18 protein-coding genes are annotated in these 22218 nt (G+C 63.8%); 7 read left to right on the forward strand and 11 right to left on the reverse strand.

What is annotated here, in order from left to right; translation table 11 throughout:
* Positions 1-196: 196 nt before the first annotated feature.
* From BM083_RS19970 to BM083_RS19990, 5 genes are all read right to left on the reverse strand, one after another.
* Complete coding sequence (locus BM083_RS19970; RefSeq protein ID WP_083851194.1) at positions 197-415, reverse strand: hypothetical protein; 219 nt, start codon at positions 413-415, stop codon at positions 197-199.
* A 250-nt stretch (positions 416-665) separates the two neighbouring features.
* Complete coding sequence (locus BM083_RS19975; RefSeq protein WP_089871981.1) at positions 666-1376, reverse strand: DUF7519 family protein; 711 nt, start codon at positions 1374-1376, stop codon at positions 666-668.
* Positions 1373-2674, reverse strand: coding sequence for a DUF58 domain-containing protein (locus BM083_RS19980; RefSeq protein ID WP_089871983.1), 1302 nt, complete (start codon positions 2672-2674; stop codon positions 1373-1375). The genes BM083_RS19975 and BM083_RS19980 overlap by 4 nt, the downstream gene beginning before the upstream one ends.
* Complete coding sequence (locus BM083_RS19985; RefSeq protein WP_089871985.1) at positions 2671-3300, reverse strand: DUF7269 family protein; 630 nt, start codon at positions 3298-3300, stop codon at positions 2671-2673. The genes BM083_RS19980 and BM083_RS19985 overlap by 4 nt, the downstream gene beginning before the upstream one ends.
* Complete coding sequence (locus BM083_RS19990) at positions 3297-4070, reverse strand: DUF4129 domain-containing protein (RefSeq protein WP_089871987.1); 774 nt, start codon at positions 4068-4070, stop codon at positions 3297-3299. The genes BM083_RS19985 and BM083_RS19990 overlap by 4 nt, the downstream gene beginning before the upstream one ends.
* A 258-nt stretch (positions 4071-4328) precedes the next feature.
* Between BM083_RS19990 and glmM the strand changes: the two genes are divergently transcribed.
* Positions 4329-5672, forward strand: coding sequence for a phosphoglucosamine mutase (gene glmM, locus BM083_RS19995; RefSeq protein ID WP_089872248.1), 1344 nt, complete (start codon positions 4329-4331; stop codon positions 5670-5672).
* A 115-nt stretch (positions 5673-5787) separates the two neighbouring features.
* Here the strand turns inward: glmM and BM083_RS20000 are convergent, their stop codons facing one another.
* The gene (locus BM083_RS20000) at positions 5788-7209 is read right to left on the reverse strand and encodes a hypothetical protein (protein ID WP_089871989.1); all 1422 of its coding nucleotides are present in this window, start codon (positions 7207-7209) and stop codon (positions 5788-5790) included.
* 235 nt (positions 7210-7444) lie between these two features.
* Here BM083_RS20000 and BM083_RS20005 point away from each other — a divergent pair, with 235 nt between their 5' ends.
* The 6 genes from BM083_RS20005 to BM083_RS20030 all read left to right on the forward strand — a co-directional run bounded on the left by BM083_RS20005 (position 7445) and on the right by BM083_RS20030 (position 15251).
* Positions 7445-8482 (forward strand): DUF7972 family membrane protein, encoded by a 1038-nt coding sequence (locus tag BM083_RS20005; RefSeq protein WP_089871992.1) that lies wholly within the window; start codon positions 7445-7447, stop codon positions 8480-8482.
* 337 nt (positions 8483-8819) lie between these two features.
* Positions 8820-10007 carry a bifunctional sugar-1-phosphate nucleotidylyltransferase/acetyltransferase gene (gene glmU, locus BM083_RS20010; protein WP_089871994.1) on the forward strand — a complete coding sequence of 396 codons (1188 nt, stop codon included), beginning with the start codon at positions 8820-8822 and terminating at the stop codon, positions 10005-10007.
* A gap of 62 nt (positions 10008-10069) precedes the next feature.
* Positions 10070-12451, forward strand: a complete 2382-nt coding sequence (locus BM083_RS20015; protein WP_089871996.1) for an oligosaccharide flippase family protein — start codon at positions 10070-10072, stop codon at positions 12449-12451.
* A gap of 224 nt (positions 12452-12675) precedes the next feature.
* Positions 12676-13311 carry a DUF7344 domain-containing protein gene (locus BM083_RS20020; RefSeq protein ID WP_089871998.1) on the forward strand — a complete coding sequence of 212 codons (636 nt, stop codon included), beginning with the start codon at positions 12676-12678 and terminating at the stop codon, positions 13309-13311.
* A gap of 134 nt (positions 13312-13445) precedes the next feature.
* On the forward strand, positions 13446-14954 hold the full coding sequence (locus BM083_RS23690; protein WP_218148994.1) for a helix-turn-helix transcriptional regulator: 1509 nt from the start codon (positions 13446-13448) through the stop codon (positions 14952-14954).
* A 90-nt stretch (positions 14955-15044) separates the two neighbouring features.
* Positions 15045-15251 carry a DUF8141 family membrane protein gene (locus BM083_RS20030; RefSeq protein WP_089872000.1) on the forward strand — a complete coding sequence of 69 codons (207 nt, stop codon included), beginning with the start codon at positions 15045-15047 and terminating at the stop codon, positions 15249-15251.
* A 54-nt stretch (positions 15252-15305) separates the two neighbouring features.
* On the opposite strand, the gene BM083_RS20035 is transcribed toward BM083_RS20030, so the two are convergent.
* The 5 genes from BM083_RS20035 to BM083_RS20050 all read right to left on the reverse strand — a co-directional run bounded on the left by BM083_RS20035 (position 15306) and on the right by BM083_RS20050 (position 22084).
* The gene (locus BM083_RS20035; protein ID WP_089872003.1) at positions 15306-16643 is read right to left on the reverse strand and encodes a CapA family protein; all 1338 of its coding nucleotides are present in this window, start codon (positions 16641-16643) and stop codon (positions 15306-15308) included.
* Positions 16644-16720: 77 nt separating this feature from the next.
* Complete coding sequence (locus tag BM083_RS20040; RefSeq protein ID WP_089872005.1) at positions 16721-18415, reverse strand: asparagine synthase-related protein; 1695 nt, start codon at positions 18413-18415, stop codon at positions 16721-16723.
* Positions 18416-18458: 43 nt separating this feature from the next.
* Positions 18459-20273, reverse strand: coding sequence for a glutamine--fructose-6-phosphate transaminase (isomerizing) (gene glmS / locus BM083_RS20045; RefSeq protein ID WP_089872007.1), 1815 nt, complete (start codon positions 20271-20273; stop codon positions 18459-18461).
* Positions 20274-20809: 536 nt separating this feature from the next.
* Positions 20810-21154 carry a DUF7563 family protein gene (locus BM083_RS24240; protein WP_449405004.1) on the reverse strand — a complete coding sequence of 115 codons (345 nt, stop codon included), beginning with the start codon at positions 21152-21154 and terminating at the stop codon, positions 20810-20812.
* A 264-nt stretch (positions 21155-21418) separates the two neighbouring features.
* Positions 21419-22084 carry a DUF7344 domain-containing protein gene (locus BM083_RS20050; RefSeq protein WP_245756956.1) on the reverse strand — a complete coding sequence of 222 codons (666 nt, stop codon included), beginning with the start codon at positions 22082-22084 and terminating at the stop codon, positions 21419-21421.
* Positions 22085-22218: the final 134 nt, after the last annotated feature.

Consider the following 22218-nt stretch of genomic DNA (forward strand, 5'->3'; position numbering starts at 1 on the left):
GCGACAACTAGTTTAGCTTTCGCGACCGCATTACGGGTGAAGAGGCGGATCTCAGATACCACAGCAATCTGCCTCTTCGTATTCTACGGCAATAATGCGGTTGTCGCGCTCCCGTCTAGCGAAGCTACAGAGCCACATATAGAGGGTGTATGTGGCGTTCTCGATTCGATTTGAATCGGCTATAATCGGTGCTACGTTATCGTTCGTGTGGTGCTTTCGGCAAGAGCTGTTGAAACAGGGGAAGAAACGGCTTCAGGAGTACTATTGCCACGAGCAAGAAGAGATAGATCGATATCTCATTTGACACCCCTACCTCCCTTGCAACGAGGGAAACACCAGCTGCGAGACCAACGTAGAGCCAGAACGCCAGAACGACGGGGATGTACCCGTGTGTTGGAGAAGGAGACTCGTACATATTTAGACATATGGGCAGAATAGTATAATACTACCGGCTAGTACACCATTTTTGGGCTTTCTGCACCAAATTTATTTATTTTTGCCGGATGTCGCTGTCTTGGCATTGTCGGTGCCGTATAGATACGCCCTATTCAGCACGACCACAGAAAGCTCTCCAACAACTGCCACAAGTGGCGTACTCTATACAGGTGGTACACATCTAACCGGTTCCGCCATCACGTCTCTACTACAGCCACGTTGCAACCCCGTCAGTTGTACAACCCGACGAGCAACAGCACCGCCGCCCCGAACAGCGCGAACAGGCCCACGAGGGGAACGCCCGTCACGTCCAAGTCGTGGAAGCCGACGGCGGCGGCGACGGCGACACAACCGTAGACAGCAGTCGCCCCCGAGTGGCCCACCTCGACGGGCCACGTCCGCGCCTCGTTGCCGAGTTGCTCGCCGAGGTTGATTGCCTGCTCGCCGGCGTCCCACGCGACGACCGTCGCCGCGAACGCGCCCAACAGCGGGAGCATCTCGGCCCCGCGGACGAGTCCCGAGAGACAGATAGTGAGGACGACGAACGCCGCACCAAGCGAGACGAACGTCCGCGAGAACCGCTTCCAGACCGGCACGACGCCGCAGGCGACGAGCAGTGGTCCGAGGAGCCCCGGCGCGATTTCGACGCGCTGGCTCACCGTCTCGGCTCGGACGACGACGACGCCGACAGAGGCGAGCGAGAGGCCGACCCCCGCCAGTGCGACGAGGCCGCCGACGACGCGGTGACCGCGGTGCCACGCCGCCCCGCCGAGGGCGAGGACGGCGATACCGGCGACGTCGACGCCGAGTGCGAGTCGCTGGGCGCTCGTCGTCCCGAGGAGCGCGATGGCGAGAACGGCGGCACAGACGGCGACGAGACTGCTGACGCGCGTCGGGTGGCGCGTGATTCCGTCGACTCCGCTGATTCCGTCGCCGCTCATGCGACTCCCTCCTGTGCCCGCAGCAGTTCCGTTCCGAGGCGGTCCGTCTCGGGGTTCCAGTCGACCACCGGGATGCGGGATTCGCGTAACGTTCGCATCCGATTCTCGCGCTCAGTCGCCGCGAGTCGGCCACCGACCGTCTCCTCGTTCGTCACGTCCGGACTCACCACGGTGACTCGCGTCCCGTTGGCCTCCAACCCGAGCGCCATCGTCAGCACGTCGGGCGAAGTCAGCGGCGTGAGCAACACCACCTGCGCGTTGCTCCCGAGGCGACGCTGCAACTCGGCGTGTTGACTCTGGACGTCCCACTCCTCGTTCTCTCCGTTCTTCCCACTCCCACTCTCTCTCTCGCTCTCACTCGGCGGAATCGTCGAGAACGTCGGACTCGTCGCGAGCAGCGTCGACGCGGCGTCGCCGTGCTCCGGTCCGGTCCCCGGGGCTAACCACGCGAACTCCCGACCGATGCCGGCGAGACCGACGAAGTTCCGCGTGTTCGACAGCGCCGTGAGCATCTGCTCTGCGCCCGCGAGACTGTGCGCCACCGCGTTCTGCTCGTCGGCCCGCCGGGCGCGGTAGGCATCGGCGGTAGCGTCGACCAGCAGGACGACCGACGCGGTTCGCTCCTCGCGGAACTCGATGGTCGTCAACTCGCCCGTCTTGGCGTGGCGCTTCCAGTCGATTCGGCTCATCGGGTCGCCGTGGCGGTACTCGCGGGTCTGGTGGAACTCGATGCCGCTCCCACCCTCGTCGGTGATGACTCGGCCGCTCTGCTGCTCGGTCTGTTGCCGCAACGGGACTTCGGGGACGGTTCCCGTACAGGCCAACTCTGTCTCGGTGTCGACGGTGGTCTCTACCTCGCGCGTCCCCGCGACGTCGCGGGCGACGACCGTCGCCGGTTCGAAGCGATGGCGACCACGTGCTGCGCCCACTGTGTACTCGAACTCGGTCGTCTTTCCGGGACGGAGCACCGCGGCGTGCCGCGGCGACCCGTCGCTCACCGTGAGCATCGGTGGGACGCCGTCGACGATTCGGAGGTCCGTCAGCGTGCTGTCGCCCGTGTTCTGGACGCGGACGGTCACCACCACGTCGTCGCCGTCGTCGGGACTGTCGTCGCCGAATCGACGCTCGATGTCCAGACGCACCTCGGGCGTCGCCGTGAGATGCGGGTAGGCCGCGAACGCCGCGCCGACGACGCCGAGGAGGAGCACGAGCGGACGGGCGGCGACGACGCCGACGCCGCCCACGAAGAGCGCGACGGCGACGATGCCGCGCCACCGTCGGGTTCGACGGACGGTCATCGGTCGTCCTCCGTCCGTCGGCCACCGTCGGTGACGCGCCGGTCACTCGTACCGACTATCTCTTCCGCTGCCCGGCGTGCACCGTGCTGGAACCACGACCGACCCCGGAGTGCGGCCGTGACCCGCGAGGAGACGGGCGGACTCGGCCCCCTCTCGCCGCCGACGAAGGCGGCCGCATCTCTGTCGTCGGTCCACGTCCCGTTCTCGACGCGTTCGCGTGCCGTCTCGCGGCCGCAGTTCTCGCGGCGCATCACGGTCTGGGTCGCCGTCTCCCGAAGTCGACCCCGAACGCGTTCGCGCTCGTCGCCGAACAGCTGTTCGCGGAGGCCGACGCCGCCGCCGACGACGCTGTCGAACTCGGCTCCCGGGGCGGGTGCGGTTCGGACGTGCTCCGGGTCTGGCGGCGTCGCCTGCGCCTGTCCGCCGACCGCGCGGAGGCCGACCACGACGAGGACGAGGAGGAGGGCGACTGCACCGAAGACGACGAACAGTTTGTAGTCGCTCCCCGCCGCGTCGACGGCGTCGGCGACGGGAATCGCCCCGCCGAGGCCCGGCGTCAGGAGGACGCCGAGGGCGAGTGCGAAGACGGCGACGCCGAGGACGACGACGGGCGTTCGCGCCCTCATCGCTTCCCTCCGAGACCGAGTTGGCGGCGACTCCGCGAGACGCGTTCGAGATGTGCGTCGGTCGGTGACTGCTCACCGTAGCGCACTTCCTCGAACGCTCGCCGGAGGCTGTGGACCGGTTCGGGGTCGTAGCCCGCGGCGACGGCGTCTTCAGCGCACTCGGCGGGTGTCTTGGCGTGCGGCCGGTCGACACCGGCCGACTGTAGTAGGTCCAGCCACGCCCGCTCGACGTCGTCTCGTGGTTGCCACTCGACCCGCCTCGCGTCGTCGTTCGTGTCCCGGTTTTCGCCACTCGCCAGCAACGCCAGCAACGGGGCGGCCAGTCGTCGTCGGTAGCGATAGGCGAGACCGACGACGGTCGACACGACGAACGCACCGACGAGATACGGCAGTAGTGCTTCGAGGAGAGCGATGAGCGTGTCGAGTAGACTCTGCTCGTCGGTTGTCTGGTCGGCGCTGGCGCTCGACGAGCTAGAACTCGAACTCGATGACGACGAACTCGCACTCGACAACTGCGACTGCGATTGGGATTGAGATTGAGACTGAGACTGCGACTGCGACTGCGACTGTGATTGACTCTCTTCGGACTGCTGGACGTCCTGTTTCACCTCTTCGGCTTGCTCTCGGCCGATAGGGAGCGTGTCGTAGTCGAGTTCGATGGCGTCGTCGGGGTTCGACGCCAACGACGATTCGAGCGTCGTCGACGCCACTCCCAGTGAGGCGACGCAGGCTAACGCGATAACGACGGAGACGACTCGCTCTGTGTTCATGCGCGCGGTGGTAACTCCTTGTGTCCACTCTACCGGGTTCCTCAATAGTTATTCAGCGGCTAATCTCACACTCCCCGAAACCCACGATTCTCCTCTGTTCGAAGCCTCTCGAGGCGCTCTTGCTGTCGAGACGTGTGGCACGTTGTCCTCGACTGACGACGTCCGCACTCGTTCGGTTCCGTAGCGGCCGCTGTCAAGCAGACGAACTTACGACGGGTATAATGAAGGGCCGCCCCCCCGTGCATCGAACTAATGAGCCTGTTCGGCACGAGCGGAATCAGAGGACCAGTCGGTGACGAAGTGACGGCGGACCTCGCTTTGGCGGTGGGGCGAGCGGTCGTCTCCGAGGGCGCAGGGACCGTCGTCGTCGGCCGCGACCCACGTGGGAGCGGCGAGATTCTGGCCGACGCCGCGAAGGCGGGCGTCCGCGAGTGTGGTGGTGACGTCGTCGACCTCGGGATGGTCTCGACGCCGACGCTCGCACGGAGTATCGAGCGACACGACGCCGACGCAGGCATCGTCGTCACCGCCTCGCACAACCCCGCTCCCGACAACGGCCTGAAGCTCTGGAACCCCTCCGGACAGGCGTTCGACACGGCCCAGCGCGAAGCTATCGAGTCGCGCATCCTCGACGAGGAGTTCGACCTCCAAGCGTGGGACGGAATCGGCGAGGAGTCGACCGACGTCGACGGAACCGACCACCACATCGCCGACCTCGTCGCGTCGATGCGCGAGGAGTTCGACGGCGAGGAGACGCCGTTCGACGGTCTCTCCGTCGCCGTCGACGTCGGTAACGGCGCGGGCGGCGAGACGGCCGACGCGCTGACCGAACTCGGCGCGCACGTCCACACCCTCAACGCCCAACCGGACGGCCGGTTCCCCGCCCGACCCAGCGAACCGACCGCCGAGAACTGCCGCGCGCTCTCGGCGTTCGTCGCCGAGTCCGACGCCGACCTCGGCATCGCCCACGACGGCGACGCCGACCGGATGCGCGGCGCCACCGAATCCGGCGCGTTCATCTCTGGCGACACCCTCTTGGCGCTCTTCGCGCGCGCCGTCGTCTCCGAGGGCGACCGCGTCGCCGCGCCGCTCAACGTCAGTCTCGCCGTCGACGACGAACTCGAAGCCCGGGGTGCGTCCCTCACGCGCACGCGCGTAGGAGACGTATACGTCGCCGAACGTGCGACCGAGTCGGACGTCGTCTTCGGCGGCGAGTCCAGCGGTGCGTGGATTTGGCCCGACGAGACGCTCTGTCCCGACGGCCCGCTGGCGGCGTGCAAACTCGCGGCTATCGTCGCCCGCGACGGGTCGCTCGACGCACTCGTCGACGAGATTGCGACCTACCCCCTGCTCCGCGACAACCGCGAACTCGACGACAAGTACGACGTGATGGCTCGCGTCGAGGAGGCGGTCACGGCCGCCTACGACGACGACCAGGTCTCGACCATCGACGGCGTCCACGTCGAGACCGAAGACGGATGGTTCCTCGTCCGCGCGAGCGGGACACAGCCACTCGTTCGCGTGACGGCGCAGGCACGCTCCGAAGGCGAGGCCGAAGACCTGCTGGCGACGGCGCTCGACTTCCTCGACGACGCACAGTAGCGCAGACCGCCTACACTCTCTATCTCTCATCTTAGCGCGTGAGACGTTCTAATTCGCTCCCGAGTCTCTCGACTCGACAGCGACTGCGACTCAAAAGAAGTGTTCGACTGTCGGGCTAACAGTCGTCGTCGACGTCGGGACCGTCCGAACCGTTCTTGCTGTCGTCACCCGTGTCTCCGTCGGAGTCATCGCCAGCACCGTCGTCGCTGTCGTCTCCGGAGTTGCCGTCGTCATCAGAGCCGTCACCGGCACCGTTTTCGCCGTCACCGGAGCCATCGGCGTCGTTGCCACCGTCTCCCCCCTTTTCTCCGTCACCATCCTCTGACTCGTCTTCGCCAAGTGTGACTTTCGCGAGGACGCCGAAGGAGCCAGACCCGTCGTGCGCACTGGAACTCCCGGCGAGGATGGCACTGTTCTCTCCGACTGCGAATCCCTCGTCGAGTCCTTCGTCCGTTTCGTTTTCGTCGGCGACGACGTGCCACTCGTACGAACCGTTCGTGTCGACCTTGAGGACGTACAGGTCGTCGTGCTCCGCCGAACTGGGAGTGTTCCCCGCGGTGAGATAGCCGTCGTCGTGTTCGACGATACGCCGACCGTAGCCAGTGAACTCGGCCTCGTACGTCTCGTACCACTCCAGTTCGCCCTCCGCGTCGAGTTTCGCGAGTCCCGGTCGGTCGTCGGCTCGCTTGGTCTCTTCGCCGACCCACTGGACACCCGACATGGCGACCCCACCGTCGGCAGTCGCAGTGATGTCGACTACGATCCAGTCTTCGAGCGAGCGACTCCAGATTACTTCGCCGTTCTCGTCGAGTTCGTGCAGTCCGGTGGCGGTCTGCAGTAGATAGGTGCCGTCGACTGTCACCGACCCGCTCCAGACTTCGTGGGGCGTGTCGTTCCCGTAGTCTCCGAGGTTCCCCTGTCTCTCCCACTCCATCTCGCCGTCAGCGTCGAGTTTCACGACCCAGACCGACCGGTCGTAGTCCTCTTCGCCGTCGTACTTCTGTCCGCAGAGGATGGCACCCCCGTCGGGCGTCGCGATTGCCTCCTCGAAACTGCGGTAGGCTGAACTGTCACCCTCGTCGTATCTCCGCTCCCACTGGGCCGTTCCCTCGGAGTCGACTTTCGTCACGCCCGCGATTCGCCCGGGTATTTGTCCTCGCGGCGTGTCTCGGGAGGTATTCCCGCAGATGATGTAGCCACCGTCTGCCGTCTGCACGGTGTCTTGTTGCCCCATGTCGCCGTTGTACGTCTCGGTACGAACCTTCTCACCCGTCTCGTCGAACCACTGGAGAGTGAACCCGACAGTGCGGATTCCACAGACGTAGCCACCGTCATCGAGCATCGAGACCGACAAGAAGGTGTGTCCCGACTCCGCAGGCTCTTCGTCGTAGCGTCGAAACCACTCCACTGCCGGCCCGCGTTCGTCGCCCTCGGTGTCGTCAGCCGCCACAGAGAGGCCGGTTCCGGTGGCACCGACGACGCCGGCAGCGCCGAGTAGCTTCAAGATACTGCGTCTAGAGGTTGGTTTGTCTACCATCGCGGTGATTGTTATTCTTAATAGACACTTCAATATAAATCGACTAAGCTATCTAAGACGCTTTTACCAACTCACAAACTTGTCTATCGATGATGAATCCCAGTCTCCTTTGTCGTGGCTTCTTACCCAAGGCAATACATTCGTATGCCATGCCGCCGAAGGACGATCAAGTCTCACCGACACTGTCCCCTATGATTACGGCCGACGTTGACTTTCTCGACTTTCTCACCGACCGATGACAGACGACGAACCGGGCAACACGATGCGTGAGCGAGTCGGTACTCGCCGCACCCGTTTCCTGCTCTACGCGCAGTTGAACGTCAACCGCCTCGTGCTCACGCTGTGGGTGAGCCTCGCGTTCTTCGTCGCGCTCATCGTCCTGAGCACGTTCGACGGAACGCCCATCCGCGTCGTCATGCGGGCGTCGGACCCCGTCGAGACGTTGTTCCAAGGCTTTCTGACGGCCATCATCACGGGTGTCACGTTGGTCGTCACTATCTCGCAGTTGGTGCTCTCACAGGAACTCGGGCCGCTCGGCGACCAACGCGACCGGATGGAGGGGGCGATGTCGTTCCGTGACGAGGTCGAAGACTTCTTCGACGCCGCGCCGCCGCCAGAGCCCTCGTCGTTCCTCCAGGCGCTCATCGACATGAGCGCGGAGAACGCCGAAGAGCTCAGAGAGACCGTCTCCGACGACCACGACGAGGAGTTTCTCGACAGACTCGACACGTTTCTCGACCAACTCGTCAGCAACGCCGAGGCCGTCTCTGCAGAACTCGAAGACGCTCAGTTCGGGCGGTATCAGGTCGTCAAGTCGGCGCTGGACTACAACTACTCGTGGAAGATCTATCAGGCGCGACGGCTCCAGCGCGACCACGCCGAGGACCTCTCGGCGGCGGAGCGGGCGGCCTTCAACGACCTGCTACAGGTGTTGCAGTTCTTCGGCCCCGCCCGCGAGCACTTCAAGACGCTCTACTTCGAGTGGGAACTCGTCGACCTCTCGCGGAAGATGCTCTACGTCTCGGTACCCGCGCTCCTCGTGGCGACGGCGATGCTCGTCATCGTCGACCCGTCGACGCTCCCCGGTATCTTCCTCGGCATCGACACGATGAACTGGATCGTCATCGCGTCGGCGACGGTGTGTTCGGTTCCGTTCTTCCTGCTCGGCGCGTACATGCTGCGACTCGGTACCATCGCCCGTCGGACGCTCGCCATCGGCCCGTTCATCCTCCGGGAGTCGGGCCGTTCGGACACCATCGACTGGGAGTCCTGAGTGCTCCGTCTCGTCGGCCTTCACGGTGGCCGACACGAGCGCTCTCCCCCGGCTGCTGAGCGTCTTCTGGTCACGGTTTCTCTCTCGTCTCAACTGTCGGTGCTCGACGCGCCGTTTTGACTCGTTTCAACCTCCTAATCGTGCGCACCAGCACGTAGCGTCCGTGTTCTCTCCCGTAGCCAGTCGCTCGTCGAGTGAGGTGTGAGACACTGATTTATACACCGCTAATCGGCCACGAAGCCCGCCGTACTCCCTTCGAAACCGCTAATCTCTCCTCTCGACCGCTTAACCGGCTCATAATAATGGGCGCTTGGTGAGTAGACGTAGTCAACAAGACATGCAGGCAGTCATCTTAGCCGCTGGCCAGGGAACGCGAATTCGCCCACTGTCGGAGACGACGCCGAAGCCGATGCTCCCGGTGGCGGACCGCCCCATCGTCGCTCACGTGGCAGACACCGCCGTCGAGGCAGGTGCCGACGAACTCGTGTTCGTCGTCGGCTACCTCGGTGAGCGCGTCCGCGAGTACTTCGGGGAGGAGTACCGCGGCGTCTCCGTCAACTACGTCGAGCAGGACGAGCAGGTCGGCACTGCCGACGCCGTCAACGAGGCACGCGAGTATCTCGACGGTGACTTCGCCGTGATGAACGGTGACAACATCTTCGACGCCGAGTCGGTGTCGGAACTCTTCGACGCCGCCCCGAGCGTGGCCGCTTACACCGTCGAGGACCCGTCGAGTTACGGCGTGCTCTCGACGGACGACGGTGGGTCGGTCGTCACCGACATCGTCGAGAAACCCGACGACCCGCCGACGACGATGGCCAACGCGGGAGCGTACGTCTTCCCCGCGGAGGCACGCGAGTATCTCGAAGTCCCCGCGAGCGAACGCGGCGAACACGAGATTACGGACGTGCTCGAACGCGTCATCGACGAGTTCACCGTCACGCCCGTCGAAGTCGAGCGCTGGCTCGACGTCGGCCGGCCGTGGGAGCTACTCGAAGCGAACGAGATTCTGCTCTCGGACCTCGAACGCGACGTCCGCGGCGACGTCGCCGAGGGCGCAGACCTCCGCGGCGACGTCGTCGTCGAGGAGGGCGCGACGGTCGAACCGGGCGTCGTCGTGAAGGGCCCGGCACTCATCCGCGAGGGCGCGAAGGTCGGTCCGAACGCTTACATCCGGGGGGCGACGCTCGTCGGCAAGGACGCTCGCGTCGGCCACAGCGTCGAGATAAAGAACAGCGTCCTCATGGAGGACGCTCACGTCTCGCATCTCTCGTACGTCGGCGACAGCGTGCTCGGACCGCACGTCAACTTCGGTGCCGGCACGAACGTCGCCAACCTGCGCCACGACGACGAGGACGTCCACCTGATGGTCAAAGGCGAGTACACGTCGACGGGTCGCCGCAAGTTCGGCGTCGTCGCCGGACCACGCGCCAAGACGGCCATCAACACCAGCCTCAACCCGGGCACGAAGCTCTCGCTCGACGCGACGACGAAGCCCGGCGAGTCGGTCATGAAGGACCGATAGCACGATAGCACGATAGAACCGCTCACGAACACCCCGCTACCCACCACTACAAACTACTTCCCGTGTCACGGAGTCTCGTCACCGCGTTCGCCTCGATTGCCGGGTCGCGTATACTCGTCATCATCGCCTCGGCCGTCATCTCACCAGCGCTGGTCTTCTTCCTCACGACCGACCAGTTCGGCGAGTACGGCTCCGTCATGGCCGTCTTCAGCCTGTTGATGATCCTCGTCAGCTCGGGTATCAACAGCGGCGTCCGCAAGTACATCTCCGAGGAGCGCGACGAGGCCCACTGGCAGGACCACGTCTTCGCGTACTACTTCCGCCTCGCAACCGGTCTCGCCGTCGTCGCGGCGGGTGTGTTGGCCGTCGGCGCGTACACCGGCGCACTGTCGAACCTGCTGAACTCCGACGGTGGCGACCTCACGACGTACTTCTACCTGCTCGCGCTGCTCGTCGTCGCCTCGCAGTTCCGCGAGTACGTCCGCCGGGCGCTCATGGGGCTGAAGTTCGAACACATCGGCGAGCCACTTCGCGTACTGGAGAAGATCTCCTTCGGTGTCGTTGCCGTCGTACTCGCCGCACTCGGCTACGGCGTCGTCGGCGTCCTGTTCGGCCTCATCACCGCGAGTCTGCTCGTGTTCACGGTCGGCCTGTTCTTCATCGCCAAAGAGGTCCGACTCTCCTACGTCCTGAAGCCGCTGCCGGACAACTTCCCCCGTAAAGAGCTGTTCCACTTCAACCACCTCACCATCGTCTACGTCTTCTTGCTCACGTCGATGTACCACATCGACCTCATCTTCGTGAAGGCGTTCATCGGGTCGACGGAGGCTGGACTGTACAAGATGGCGCTGGTGTTGGTGCAGTTCCTCTGGGTCATCCCGCGCTCCATCCAGTCGGTGATGATTCAGTCCACCTCGAATCTCTGGGCCGAGGGGAAGATAGACCAGATTCAGGACATCGCGGCGCAGTCGACGCGGTACGCGTTGCTCATCACGACGCTACTCGCGCTCGGTCTCGGTGCGCTCGCGAGCGACTTCGTCCCGCTCTATTACCCCAGCGTCGAGAGCCCCGAGACGGTCGTCACCGCGATTCTCCTGCTCCTGCCGGGGACGCTCGGGTTCGCGATGGCGCGACCGCTGCTCTCTATCAACCACGCGAAGGGTGACATGAAGTCGCTCATCGCCGCGACGGGTGCAGCGGCCGTCATCAACCTCGTGTTGAACGTCATCCTCATCCGTGGTGTCGGCCCGATCGACCCGATGGGGACGCAGGGGGCGGCCATCGCGACCAGTATCGGCTACGGGTCGCTGCCGCTGTTTCAGGTGTGGGTCGGTCGTCGCTTCGGCTACGACCCGTTCGCGGACGTTCGGTTCTTCCGCATCGTCGCCACGGGCATCATCGCCGCTATCCCCATCTTCGGCCTCCCGTACTTCGTCGTCGACAACGCGCTGCTCTCGCTGTTCCTCGTCCCGCCGCTCGGGTTCGCGGTGTTCATGGCAGCGGCTATCGGGACGGGAGCGGTACGGACGGGCGAAGTGCTGAAACTCCTCGGGTCGTTACCCGAGCCAATCGCCTCGAAGGCACGCGGGGTCGAACGATGGCTCGACGGCGGGAACGACGGACCGCTCGGCGGTGGTGGCTCCCGGACGCTGTTCAGCGTCGCACTCCCCATCGCGGGCATCGCGTTCTTCGCGGTCGGCATCGGCTTCGTCGCCGGCATGCCAGGACTCGGCCTCGGCGGCGGTAACGACTCCAACACGACGCCGATGGCCGACAACGCCACGCCGACACCCACGCAGAACGGGTCGTTGACGAACAACACCACTGCGACGCCGACGGCGTCGCCGACGACGGCCGCTGACGACACCGGGGCGACCCCGACGCCGACGGCGTCACCGACCACCACGGACGACGGCGGTGGACTGTTCGGTGGCGGCGACGACGACGACGACGGCCTCTTCGGAGGAGACGACGACAGTGGAAGCGGTAGTGGCGGCGACGACGCTGGGAGCGGTGGGAGCAGTGGAAGTGACGACGACGACGACAACGGTGACAGTAGCGACGACGATGACCCGACAGACACGCCGACACCAGAGTCGACGACTTCCACGACGACGACCGAGACCACGACCGAACCGACCGAGACGACGACAACAGCGACCACGACGACTACGACGACCACCGAGACGACATCGGAACCAACTGAGACGACGACAACGACGGAGTCGACGCCCACGCAGACGGCGACGGACACAGCGACGTCGACTCCGGAGCAAACGACGGAGCCGACGGCCACCGAGACGTCGACGGCAACGGCAACCGAGACGACGGCCGAATCGACCAGCGGGACGAGCGAGTCGAGCAGTACGAGCGACACGAGTGGTACGCCATCGACGTCTGACACCTCGGCTACTCAGTCAGACGACACGTCGACGACCTCGTAGCTACACTCACACACGGCTCGTGTGAACGCGCCGCAAAATATTCTACTATTCCGTAGTATTCGGACGGTATACCCCCCTCTACATCCTGTTTAAACAGTTCGAAACTGATTTCGTCGGACGAGTGTCAGACGCTCAGCCGCCGAAAATCGCTCGTTGCAACGATTTGCAACAGTCGGGAGTGTCGACCCAGTTTATTATCGCCCCGTTATTTCGCTTGACCAGCGATGAACGCAACGCAGTCGACCCGTGCATCACCCACGTCCGCCGAGGCAAGCGGCGACGACGTGGCGCAGTTCGAACCGCTCTCGAAGGATAAGCTCTTCCACATCCTACAGAACCAGCGGCGACGGTACGCACTTCGGTACTTGCAAGGGACCGAAGAAGTCGTAGACATGCGCGATGTCGCCGAACAGGTGGCCGCGTGGGAACACGACACCACCGTCCAGCAGCTCACGTCCAATCAGCGCCAGCGAGCGTACATCTCGCTCTACCAGTGTCACCTGCCGAAGCTCGATGAAGAAGGGATCATCGACTACAACCAGCAGCGTGGCTTCGTCGAGCGAACGCCGTTGGCGGATCAACTCGACCCGTACCTCGAAGCGACCGGGTCGACGGAGAAGGACGCCGAAGAGTCCGAAGACGACACCGAGCTGTCGGCACGGGAGGGTCGACAGATGGGTGTCTCCGAGTGGATGACGATCGGCGGTGTCGCAGTCGCGGCACTGTTGTCGGCGCTGACCGCCCTCGACGTCTCGGTCTTCGCCGGAATTCCGGACCTCGCAGTGGCTGGCGTAGTCCTCTGTCTCTGCTCGTTCCTGACTCTGAAGCTTCCCCGCTCGCTGACGCAGTCCGTTCGGTAGTTTCTCAGACACTCTGCAGGCGGCTTGGTAGCACGACTCGCGCCCGACAGCCCAACCGTGACACCTACGTGTGAGGGGATAGTGCTGTCGAACACGAGTAGCGGACCAGCCGTTCACCCGCCCCGTCACGACCCATGCAAACCCGTACACGCGCCGCGGTAGTCGCCGCGCTCGTCCTTACTGTCAGCCTCGTTGCGATTCCCGTCGGTGCCGTCACCGCGCAGCTCGGTGCCGTCACCGTTGAGGGCGACGCCGTCGTCCAAACGGATGCCAACGAGACCTATCTCTGGCAGTCAGAATCGTTCACAGTCAACACTTCGTTCGCAACCGACACTGGTGGCGTGTACCAGTTCTGTCTCGAGGGGAACAACGACGGGAACAAGTCACAACGACTCACCTGCCAGTCCCAGACTATCAAGAACAACACGACCACGTCGATATCGTTCCGCGTGAAGAACGCCTCCGGACTCAACGGAGAGGTGTCGCTGAGCGTCTTGGCCACCGAATCGTTCAACAGCAACAGCATGCCCGTCAACCGGTCGAAAACTGTCTACGTCATCCAGAAACAGGGTGACTTCGATGGCGACCGACTGAGTAATCAGGCGGAAGTCCGCGCCGGAACCGATATCAACGGCACCGACACCGACGGAGACACGCTTCGGGACGGTGACGAGGTCCAAATATACAATACGAGTCCGACGAAGTCGGACACCGACGGCGACGGTCTCTCCGACAGTACCGAGGTGGGGTCGTCCGCACGGTCGAACGCGACTGTCGCCGACACCGACGGCGACGGCCTCCTCGACGGTAAGGAGGTCGAACTCGGCACCAACCCCGCCGTGGCCGACACCGACGGCGACGGTCTCTCCGACGGCGAAGAGGTCCACACCTACGACACCGACCCGACCGAGGTAGACACCGACGGCGACGGGATTCCCGACGACGAGGAGATCATGGTGGGAACGACCCCGAACGACGGCGAGGCCGACAGCGACAACGACGGCGTTCCCGACAACGAAGAGGCCGAAGCCGGCACCAACGCTTCCTTGGCAGACAGCGACGGCGACTTCCTCTCCGACAAGACGGAGTTAGAGCTCGGCACCGACCCGACAGACGGGACGACACTGCTCGTCTTGCTCGCCGGTATCGGTTTCCTCGTCATCGGTCTCGTGGGCTGTATCCGTCTCTTCGGCCCCGACGACCCCGCTGACCTCTCCGCGTGGCTCCCGTCCGGCGGGGCTGCGAGTGGTTCGTCCACGCCGTCCGACGTCGCCACCAACGGTGGGTCGGCTATGACGACGGACTCGACGTCGCCCGCCGACTCGGCGGATACCCCCACGCCCGTCGGTGAGGAGACGGGCGACCCCGACGACCCGATGCACAACCTTCCGTTCGACCTCTCGGACCCACTCACCGACGAAGACGAGGTGTTGAAACTGCTCTACGAGTCCGAGGGCCGACTTCGGCAGAGCGAAATCAACAACGCCACCGACTGGTCGAAGTCGAAGGTCAGTCGTCTCCTCTCCAGTATGGAGGAAGACGGCAAGATTCGGAAGATAACTATCGGCCGCGAGAACCTCGTCACACTCGCCGACCGCGTCCCCGAGAGCGCCGAATCGCCGTTCGAAGACGAAGCGAAGTAGCGCGACTTCGAAACGACGCTCGGTGACGCGTTCGTCGAAAGCGATACGTGTAGTTAAATAGTGTCGTCGAAAATACGTCTCTGTCCCGTCATGAGTGGTCTCCTCCCCCGGTGGTTCACCGCGAAACCGTTCGCCGTACAGATCCTCCTCCTCGCACTCGCCCTCGACCCGATTGGGTTCGTCTCCGGCTATCTCCTCGCGCCCTCTTTCGGCGTCGAACCGCTCATCGGGGGCGTCTACGGCCTCGTCGCCGCGAGTTTCCCGATGTCGTGGCACGTGATGAGCCACGCTGCCTGACCGAATCGGTCCCTACTTCGTCGCTCCGACTCAGCGAAGAGAGCGAACCGTCACTTACCGAAACCGACCGAGTACCGCTCGCACGACTCGCTCTCTCGACGTCGGCAGGTCGTACAGCTGTTGGTCTTCGGTCCACGAGAGTAACTCCCGGACGTCGCGCCGTATCTCGGGTGTCCGGCGGTCACGGATATCACCGGTCTGTACCGCCAGTGCCGTCTCGATGGCGTCGCGGTGGGACTCGTTTCTGACGACGTTCAACAGCGTGAGCAGTTCGGTTCGCCTGTCGTCGGCGTCCCACACGTCGTCGCCGAGCGACGCCTTCGGGTCTTTCAGGAGTTGGAGCGGCCCCGACGCGGTTCCCGCCCGAAGCCAGTTTCTGTATCGCTGCTCGAACAGGCGGACGGCAATCTCCTGCCAGTAGGCCCGGAGTCGCTCGCGGTCCGCCGTAATCTCGGAGACGCGATGGAGATAGTCGAGATGTTCTCCCACTTCTCGTTCGCGACCCATCTCGCCGACGACGCCGTCGACGAGTTCCGTCGGAATCAGGTCGATACCGGTCAGCGTGTCACCCTGCAGCGTGAGTTCGACACAGAGGCCCCACTTCGTACTCGGGCGGTTCGTCTGGTCGAACAGGAAGTTCCCGAGGCTGTAACAGATGGGGACGTCGTCGTAGACTTCCCACCCCTGGGCGACGTGGGGGTGGTGGCCGACGACTGCATCCGCCCCGGCGTCGACGAACCCGCGGAGTTGCGCCTGTCGCTGCTGCGGTGGGAGCGGCGTGAACTCCACGCCGCCGTGGGCGACGACGAGGACGAAATCGTTCGCCGCCGCCGCCTCGGCGATTCGGCGTTCGGTACTTCGATGAGAGGCCCACGCGGTCCCCGGCGTGTCGTGTTCGGCGACGCCGAACTCGCGTTCACAGACGTTCACCACTGCCAGCGATGTCTCGCCGACGGTGAGTTCGAGCGGGTCGAGTGCGGCCTGTTGGTTCTCGCCCGCGCCGACGGTCTGCAGACCGGCAGCGTCGCAGGCGTCGAACGTCGCGTCCAACCCGTCCTCGCCGTAGTCCATGATGTGGTTGTTGGCGAGACAGGCGACGTCGAACCCGGCGTCGGTGAGGAGTTCGGCCGCCCTCGGGTCCGACGCCTTCGCCGGTCCCGACTTGGTGATGGGTTCCCCGTCGCCCGGGACGGGTGCTTCGAGGTTGACCAGTGCGTGGTCGGCCGCCGTGATGCGTTCTGCGAGGGAGTCGGCGATGGGGTCGGCCGCGAGGCCACCCTGATAGATACAGTCGCCGGCGAGGAAGACGCGCCGAGTCGGTCGGTCACTGTCGTCGGTGCTCTCGGGTCGGTCGCCAGCGAGGACGAGTCTGTCGGTGTGAGTGGTCGTCATAGATGAGTCGGAAGGTGTAGTCAGCAGTCGGCCGGGAGGTGTTTAGCTACGGTGGTCCGGTGGGTTCGGTTTCTGTCTCACGTCGAGAGCGACGGCGGGCGGAGGAGTTCGTCCGGTGTGCACTGTGATTCGCCCGTCGCGAACTCGATCCACGTCGTGAGGTCGTTCATGCGGAGTTTCACGCGTGGGGGGAGACCGTGAACTTCCTCGTAGCCAGGGAAGAGCTTCTGGTCGAGGTTGTTTCGGTCGTACAGTTCCTGGCGGTCCGGCCACGGGTTCTCGAAGGCTTTGACGCCGGGGAGTTTCTCTCGGAGGAACTTCTCTATCTGGTTCATCCGGAAGGAGTGGTGTGGTCTGTCCGGTGGCTGGTGACGGAGAATATCGGGGTCGAGTTTCTCCAGTGCCTGCAGGAACGTCCGCGTGTTGCGGTGTTCCGGCGGTGTCTTCAGATGCCACTCCAACAACTCGCGGTCGACGGCGACGAAGCTCTCGACGTAGTGGTCTGCGAGGTGGCCGCGGAACGGAAGCGTCGGCTTCTGCTTCACCCCGAGGAGGTCGATGGCGTTGTGCGGGTCGTCCGCTCTGTCGAAACACGCCTCGTAGCGCGGTTGAATCACGTCGCGAGCGAACTCGTCCGCCGAACGTTCGTCGAGGCCATCGTAGTCGGCACCCGAGCCCTCGCTGCCAAGAAATCCCAGTTTCTTGGCGAAGTGCTGGGGCACGTCCGGGTCGGGTTCCAACCCCTGCAGCGGGAAGGTCCGGTCGAACATCTCGAGTCCCTTGCCCGGGAGGAAGAAGCCGCGGAAGAGCGTGTCGAACAGCATCCCGTGGTAGACGGTGTCGACCTCTATCTCGTCGTTGTTGCCGCGGTGGTGGATGTGCAGCGACTCGCGAATCCCTTGGGAGTACTGGATGACCTCCGGTCGGACGTCGAGATAGCGCTCCGTCACTTCCAGCGTCTCGTGGTCGATGCCGTACTGTGCGGCGAGTTTCTTGGCGACTTTCACCTCGGCGGCCTCGGGCGTCCCGAGCGTGTAGCCGACGTCGAGGTCCGGATGTTGCGAGAGGATGGCCCGCGAGTCGTAGCCCGCACTGAGGAGCATCCCCTTTCGGCCGGGAAGTTCGATACGCCGCTCGATGGCTCGCTCTAGTCGCTCGGCTAGCTCGGTGGCGTAGTCGAACTCCGACGGTGGCTGTGGGTCGTAGACGAACCGCGAGAGTTCGCCCGCCGACTCGGGGGTGAGATAGCCGTCGAACGGCACCCGCTCCAACTCGTCGAACACCGTCGCTTCGTCGAAGGCGACGCCGAAGTGCGTCACTTCCGCGAGCGCCTGTTCGTCGAGCGAGGCGTTCGTCACCGCTTGCGCGACGTTCGCCGCGTCGGTGCCGAACACGCGGACCTCCGGTGCGTCGGTGTAGTAGCACTCCCACGACCGAATCGCGTCGGTGACGAGTTGCGCGTCGCCGCCGTGTTCGACGTAGGCGAGATACGACCCGTTCAGCAGGTCGAAGGCGTCGTCGCCGACTTCGGCGTAGCGACCCAGGAGCTCTTTGGCTGGCGAGGCTCCCGTCTCGGAGACGACCTCACCCCAGACGACACAGGTTCCCGTCTCGTCGTCGTGGGCGACGGTTCGCCCCGGAAGGCCGTAGCCAACGTCACGGACGCCGATGGTGGCTTGGTCGGTCTCGACGACCGTGTTGAAACGTGCTGGGTTACAGAACCGTTCGAAATCGGCTCTGCTCCCGAAGACGCCGAACAGTTCGTTCTGCATCGTCGATGAGTTCACGAGATGTGGTGTAGCAGCTTTTCGGTGGTTACTCGACCGTCACGCTCTTCGCGAGGTTTCGCGGCTTGTCGATCTCGCGGTCGAGCATGTCGGCGGTGTAGTAGGAGACGAGCTGAAGCTGGACGTTCGCGAGGAGTCCCGCGATGTCGGGATGCGTCTCCGGGATGTGTAGGACGGTGTCGGCGAACTCGTGGACACTCTCGGCGTCGTCGGTGATGGCGACGATGTCGGCACCGCGGGTGTGCGCCTCTTCGGCGTTCTTCCGCGTCTTCTCGCCGTTCTCGCCCGTAAAGAGCGAGAAGACGACCGACTTCGGCGTCACGAGCGCGAGCGGTCCGTGTTTGAGTTCGCCCGACGCGAACCCTTCGGCGTGCTCGTAGGTGATCTCCTTGAACTTCAGGGCACCTTCGAGCGCGACCGGGTACTCGTTGTCCCGGCCGATGAAGAAGTACGACTCCTTGTCGAGGTACTTCTCGCCGACTGCCTCTGCCGTCGACGTCGCCAGCACTTCGTTGATGTACTCCGGCAGTTTCTCGAGTTCGCTGAAGAACTCCTCGTTGTCCTCGCGGGCCGTCCCCTGTTCGAGGTCCTGCGAGAGTCGGTGTGCGAGGAGCGTCAACGTCGCGACCTGCGAGGAGAACGTCTTCGTCGCGGCGACCCCGATTTCGGGGCCAGCGCGGATGTAGAGCGCGTGGTCGGCCTCGCGTGCGGCGCTCGACCCGACGACGTTCGTGACGGCGACGGTCTCTGCACCCGCGTCCTGTGCGGCGCGAAGTGCGGAGATGGTGTCTGCCGTCTCACCGCTCTGCGTGACGGCGATGGTGAGAGTGTTCTCCGTCACCGTCGACGTGTCGTACTCGCTGGCGATGGTCGCCGTCGCACGAACCCCACTGCGCTGGAGCTGCTGTGCCCCGTAGAGCGCGGCGTGGTAGGACGTCCCGCAGGCGATGAACTCGACGTGGTCGACGTCGTTGAACGTTCCCTGTGGGAACTCTTCGAGGCTGACGTCGCCGTCGTCGGTGATACGCCCACCGAGCGTGTTCGAGAGGGAGTCGGCCTGCTCGTTGATCTCTTTGAGCATGTAGTGGTCGTACTGACCCTTACCGGTCTCCTCGGCGTTCCACTCGACCTCTTCGACGTCGCGCTCGACGACGTTGCCCTCACGGTCCGTGAGGACGAGGTTGCCGGGGGTGACCTCGGCGAAGTCGCCGTCTTCGATGTAGATGACTTCGTCGGTGAAGTCGAGGAAGGCAGGAACGTCACTCGCGAGATAGAAGCGACCAGCCTCGTCGTCGACGCCGACGACGAGCGGTGAGTCCTGACGGGCGGCGTAGACTTTGTCTTCGCCGTCGACCATCAGTGCGACTGCGTAGCTACCGTCGAGTTCGTCGACGGCGGTCTTGAACGCCTGCTCGACGTCCATCCCCTTGTCGAGGTGGTGCTCGACGAGGTGGGGGATGACCTCGGTGTCCGTCTCGCTCTTGAACTCGTAACCCTCGGCCTCCAGCTGGCGGCGGATGGACTCGTAGTTCTCGATGATGCCGTTGTGGACGACGACGACGCGGTCGGTCTGACTCGTGTGCGGGTGTGCGTTGGCGTCCGTCGGTGGGCCGTGTGTACTCCAACGCGTGTGACCGATGCCGACGCTCCCGTTCGGGACGTCGCTGGCGATGGTCTCTTTGAGCTCACTGATCTTACCGGCCTTCTTTCGAACGGCGATGTTGTTGCCGTTCTGGACGGCGATGCCGGCCGAATCGTAGCCGCGATACTCTAAGTTCTCGAGGCCAGTGAGTAGCTCACCGACCGCGTCGTCCGAACCTACGCATGCGATGATTCCGCACATTAGTGTGACTCCTCCGTACTGCTTCGATTACTTGTCTGCGCGGTCCAACCGCCGTGTGTCCGGTCGAACGTGCCCGGTCGGTTCATGATGTGTGTGTCTCCTCCCGCGCAGCCTTCCTCCGAGGAAGATGACGCGGCTGTGTACTTCTCGCTTCGTCTGAAAGGCCCATTATTATACGTGGGCTAACGTTCTGACGCCTCGATTCGCCGGTTTTCGGCACCTCGTTTAGGCGCTACTGAGTCGCTGAGCCGACGAACACGGCCTCGTCACCACGACGTACTGACACCCCCGAGTTCGGGCGATAACGCGCTTAGGAGAGGGGTAAACCGCCTCGAAAGCCCGAATTCGGCTCGCCGACCATCCGGCGGAACTCCCCCCATCTCTCGTCTGACGACCTGTCGAATCGGCGGTTCGTGTCTAACGAGCGTCAGGTGTCTCACTATTCTGTCGTGATTCTGACGCGAGCGCACGCTCACAGTCGGATACCGAGCGAGTCGCTCGGTGATTCTGTGGCGAACAGTGTGGAAAACGAGAACTTAGGGCGGTCGTGCCGCCACGTCGACGCCAGTCGTTGGGTAGGTGGCGCGCTTGTGCCCCGTCTGGGGGTGGTTCGACTCGCGTAAGTGGCGTGCTCGTCGACAACTGAGACAGCCGTTGACTTCGTCGTCGTTGTTGCCGAAGCCACGAGCGAACTGTGCTGTGATGAACTCACCACAGCGTCCACAGGTGCGCTGTGATCGAGTTTCCGACTGCTGTGAACGCAAGCGTTCACTCCACTCTTCTCGACGACTTAGAGCTATTATCGAGCTGGTAAGTCTGTTTAGTCCGAGATTATGCCGTTTTCGTGACGCACGACAACAGTTCTCCCACGTCGTAGACACTGGTTCGGGTGGTCGGGACCCGGAGGCTATCCGGTGCGATGGTGTCTCCGGTATTCGAGACGTTGGTGTCTCCGGTATTTGGGACGATACTGCCTCGACGACTCGATGCGACGACCACCTCAGGTACTCCGTGGGTAGCGTCTCGGCTAGTCAGTCTGTGTGTCGCTCGGACACCTGCGGCGTGCCGTCGCTACTCGATGTACTGGAGAGGAAAGAAACGAGGTGAACGGCGACGTGTGGTCGCCGAGTACGGCCTGGTGAGTGTTAGCGACGGTTCTGGTAGGCGACGCCCACCGTGACGAACAGGAACATGCCGGTGATGAACGTGGCGAGATAACTCGACAGCGCCGTCGGCGCGACGCCGACCCACGACATCGCGGTCAGAGCGAGACCGAGCGCAGTCGCACCACTGTAGTAGCGCGCCGAGTCCGTCGTCGTCGCCGAAGCGGTGTCGTCCGTCTCTGCGGACGTCGTCTCGGTGTCGGCGTCGGCGTCTGCATCGGACGCTCCCTCGCGCACTTCGTCTTCGCTGGCGGCGAGGTAGTGTTCGAACTGGTTCGCCAGCGGCGTCCGCTCGACGAACCCGCGGCTCTGGTTGTAGTCGATGATGCCTTTTTCGTCGAGTTTCGGCAGATGCGACTGATAGAGCGCGATGTAGACGCGCTGACGCTCGTCGGAGGTGAGTTGCTGGAGCGTCGTGTCGTGTTCCCACGCGGCCACCTGTTCGGCGATGTCGCGCATGTCGACTCGTTCGTCGTCGTCGACGTCCTGTAGGAACGTCAGCACGCGGCGGCGGCGCTGATTCTGCAGGATGTGAAAGAGGTCGTCTTTCGAGAGTTCCGCCTGCTCTACCGTTTCGTCTGCCGTCTGCGATTCGGTCGTAGTCTCCGCACGTTGCTGCGTCGCTTCGACTGCTTTGGCCGTACTCATTGTTTCGTCACTCAGTACTGTAAACTCCCGTTTCCTGCATTAGCATCGTTCCCAAACAGTTTGGGTAACGAAAAAATCGGTATCGGCTAGGTAACCGGGTAGACTCTCGAAACCCCCGAATACGGTCGATTCAG

This window comes from Halogranum rubrum, from assembly GCF_900114455.1.
GTDB classification, from domain to species: domain Archaea; phylum Halobacteriota; class Halobacteria; order Halobacteriales; family Haloferacaceae; genus Halogranum; species Halogranum rubrum.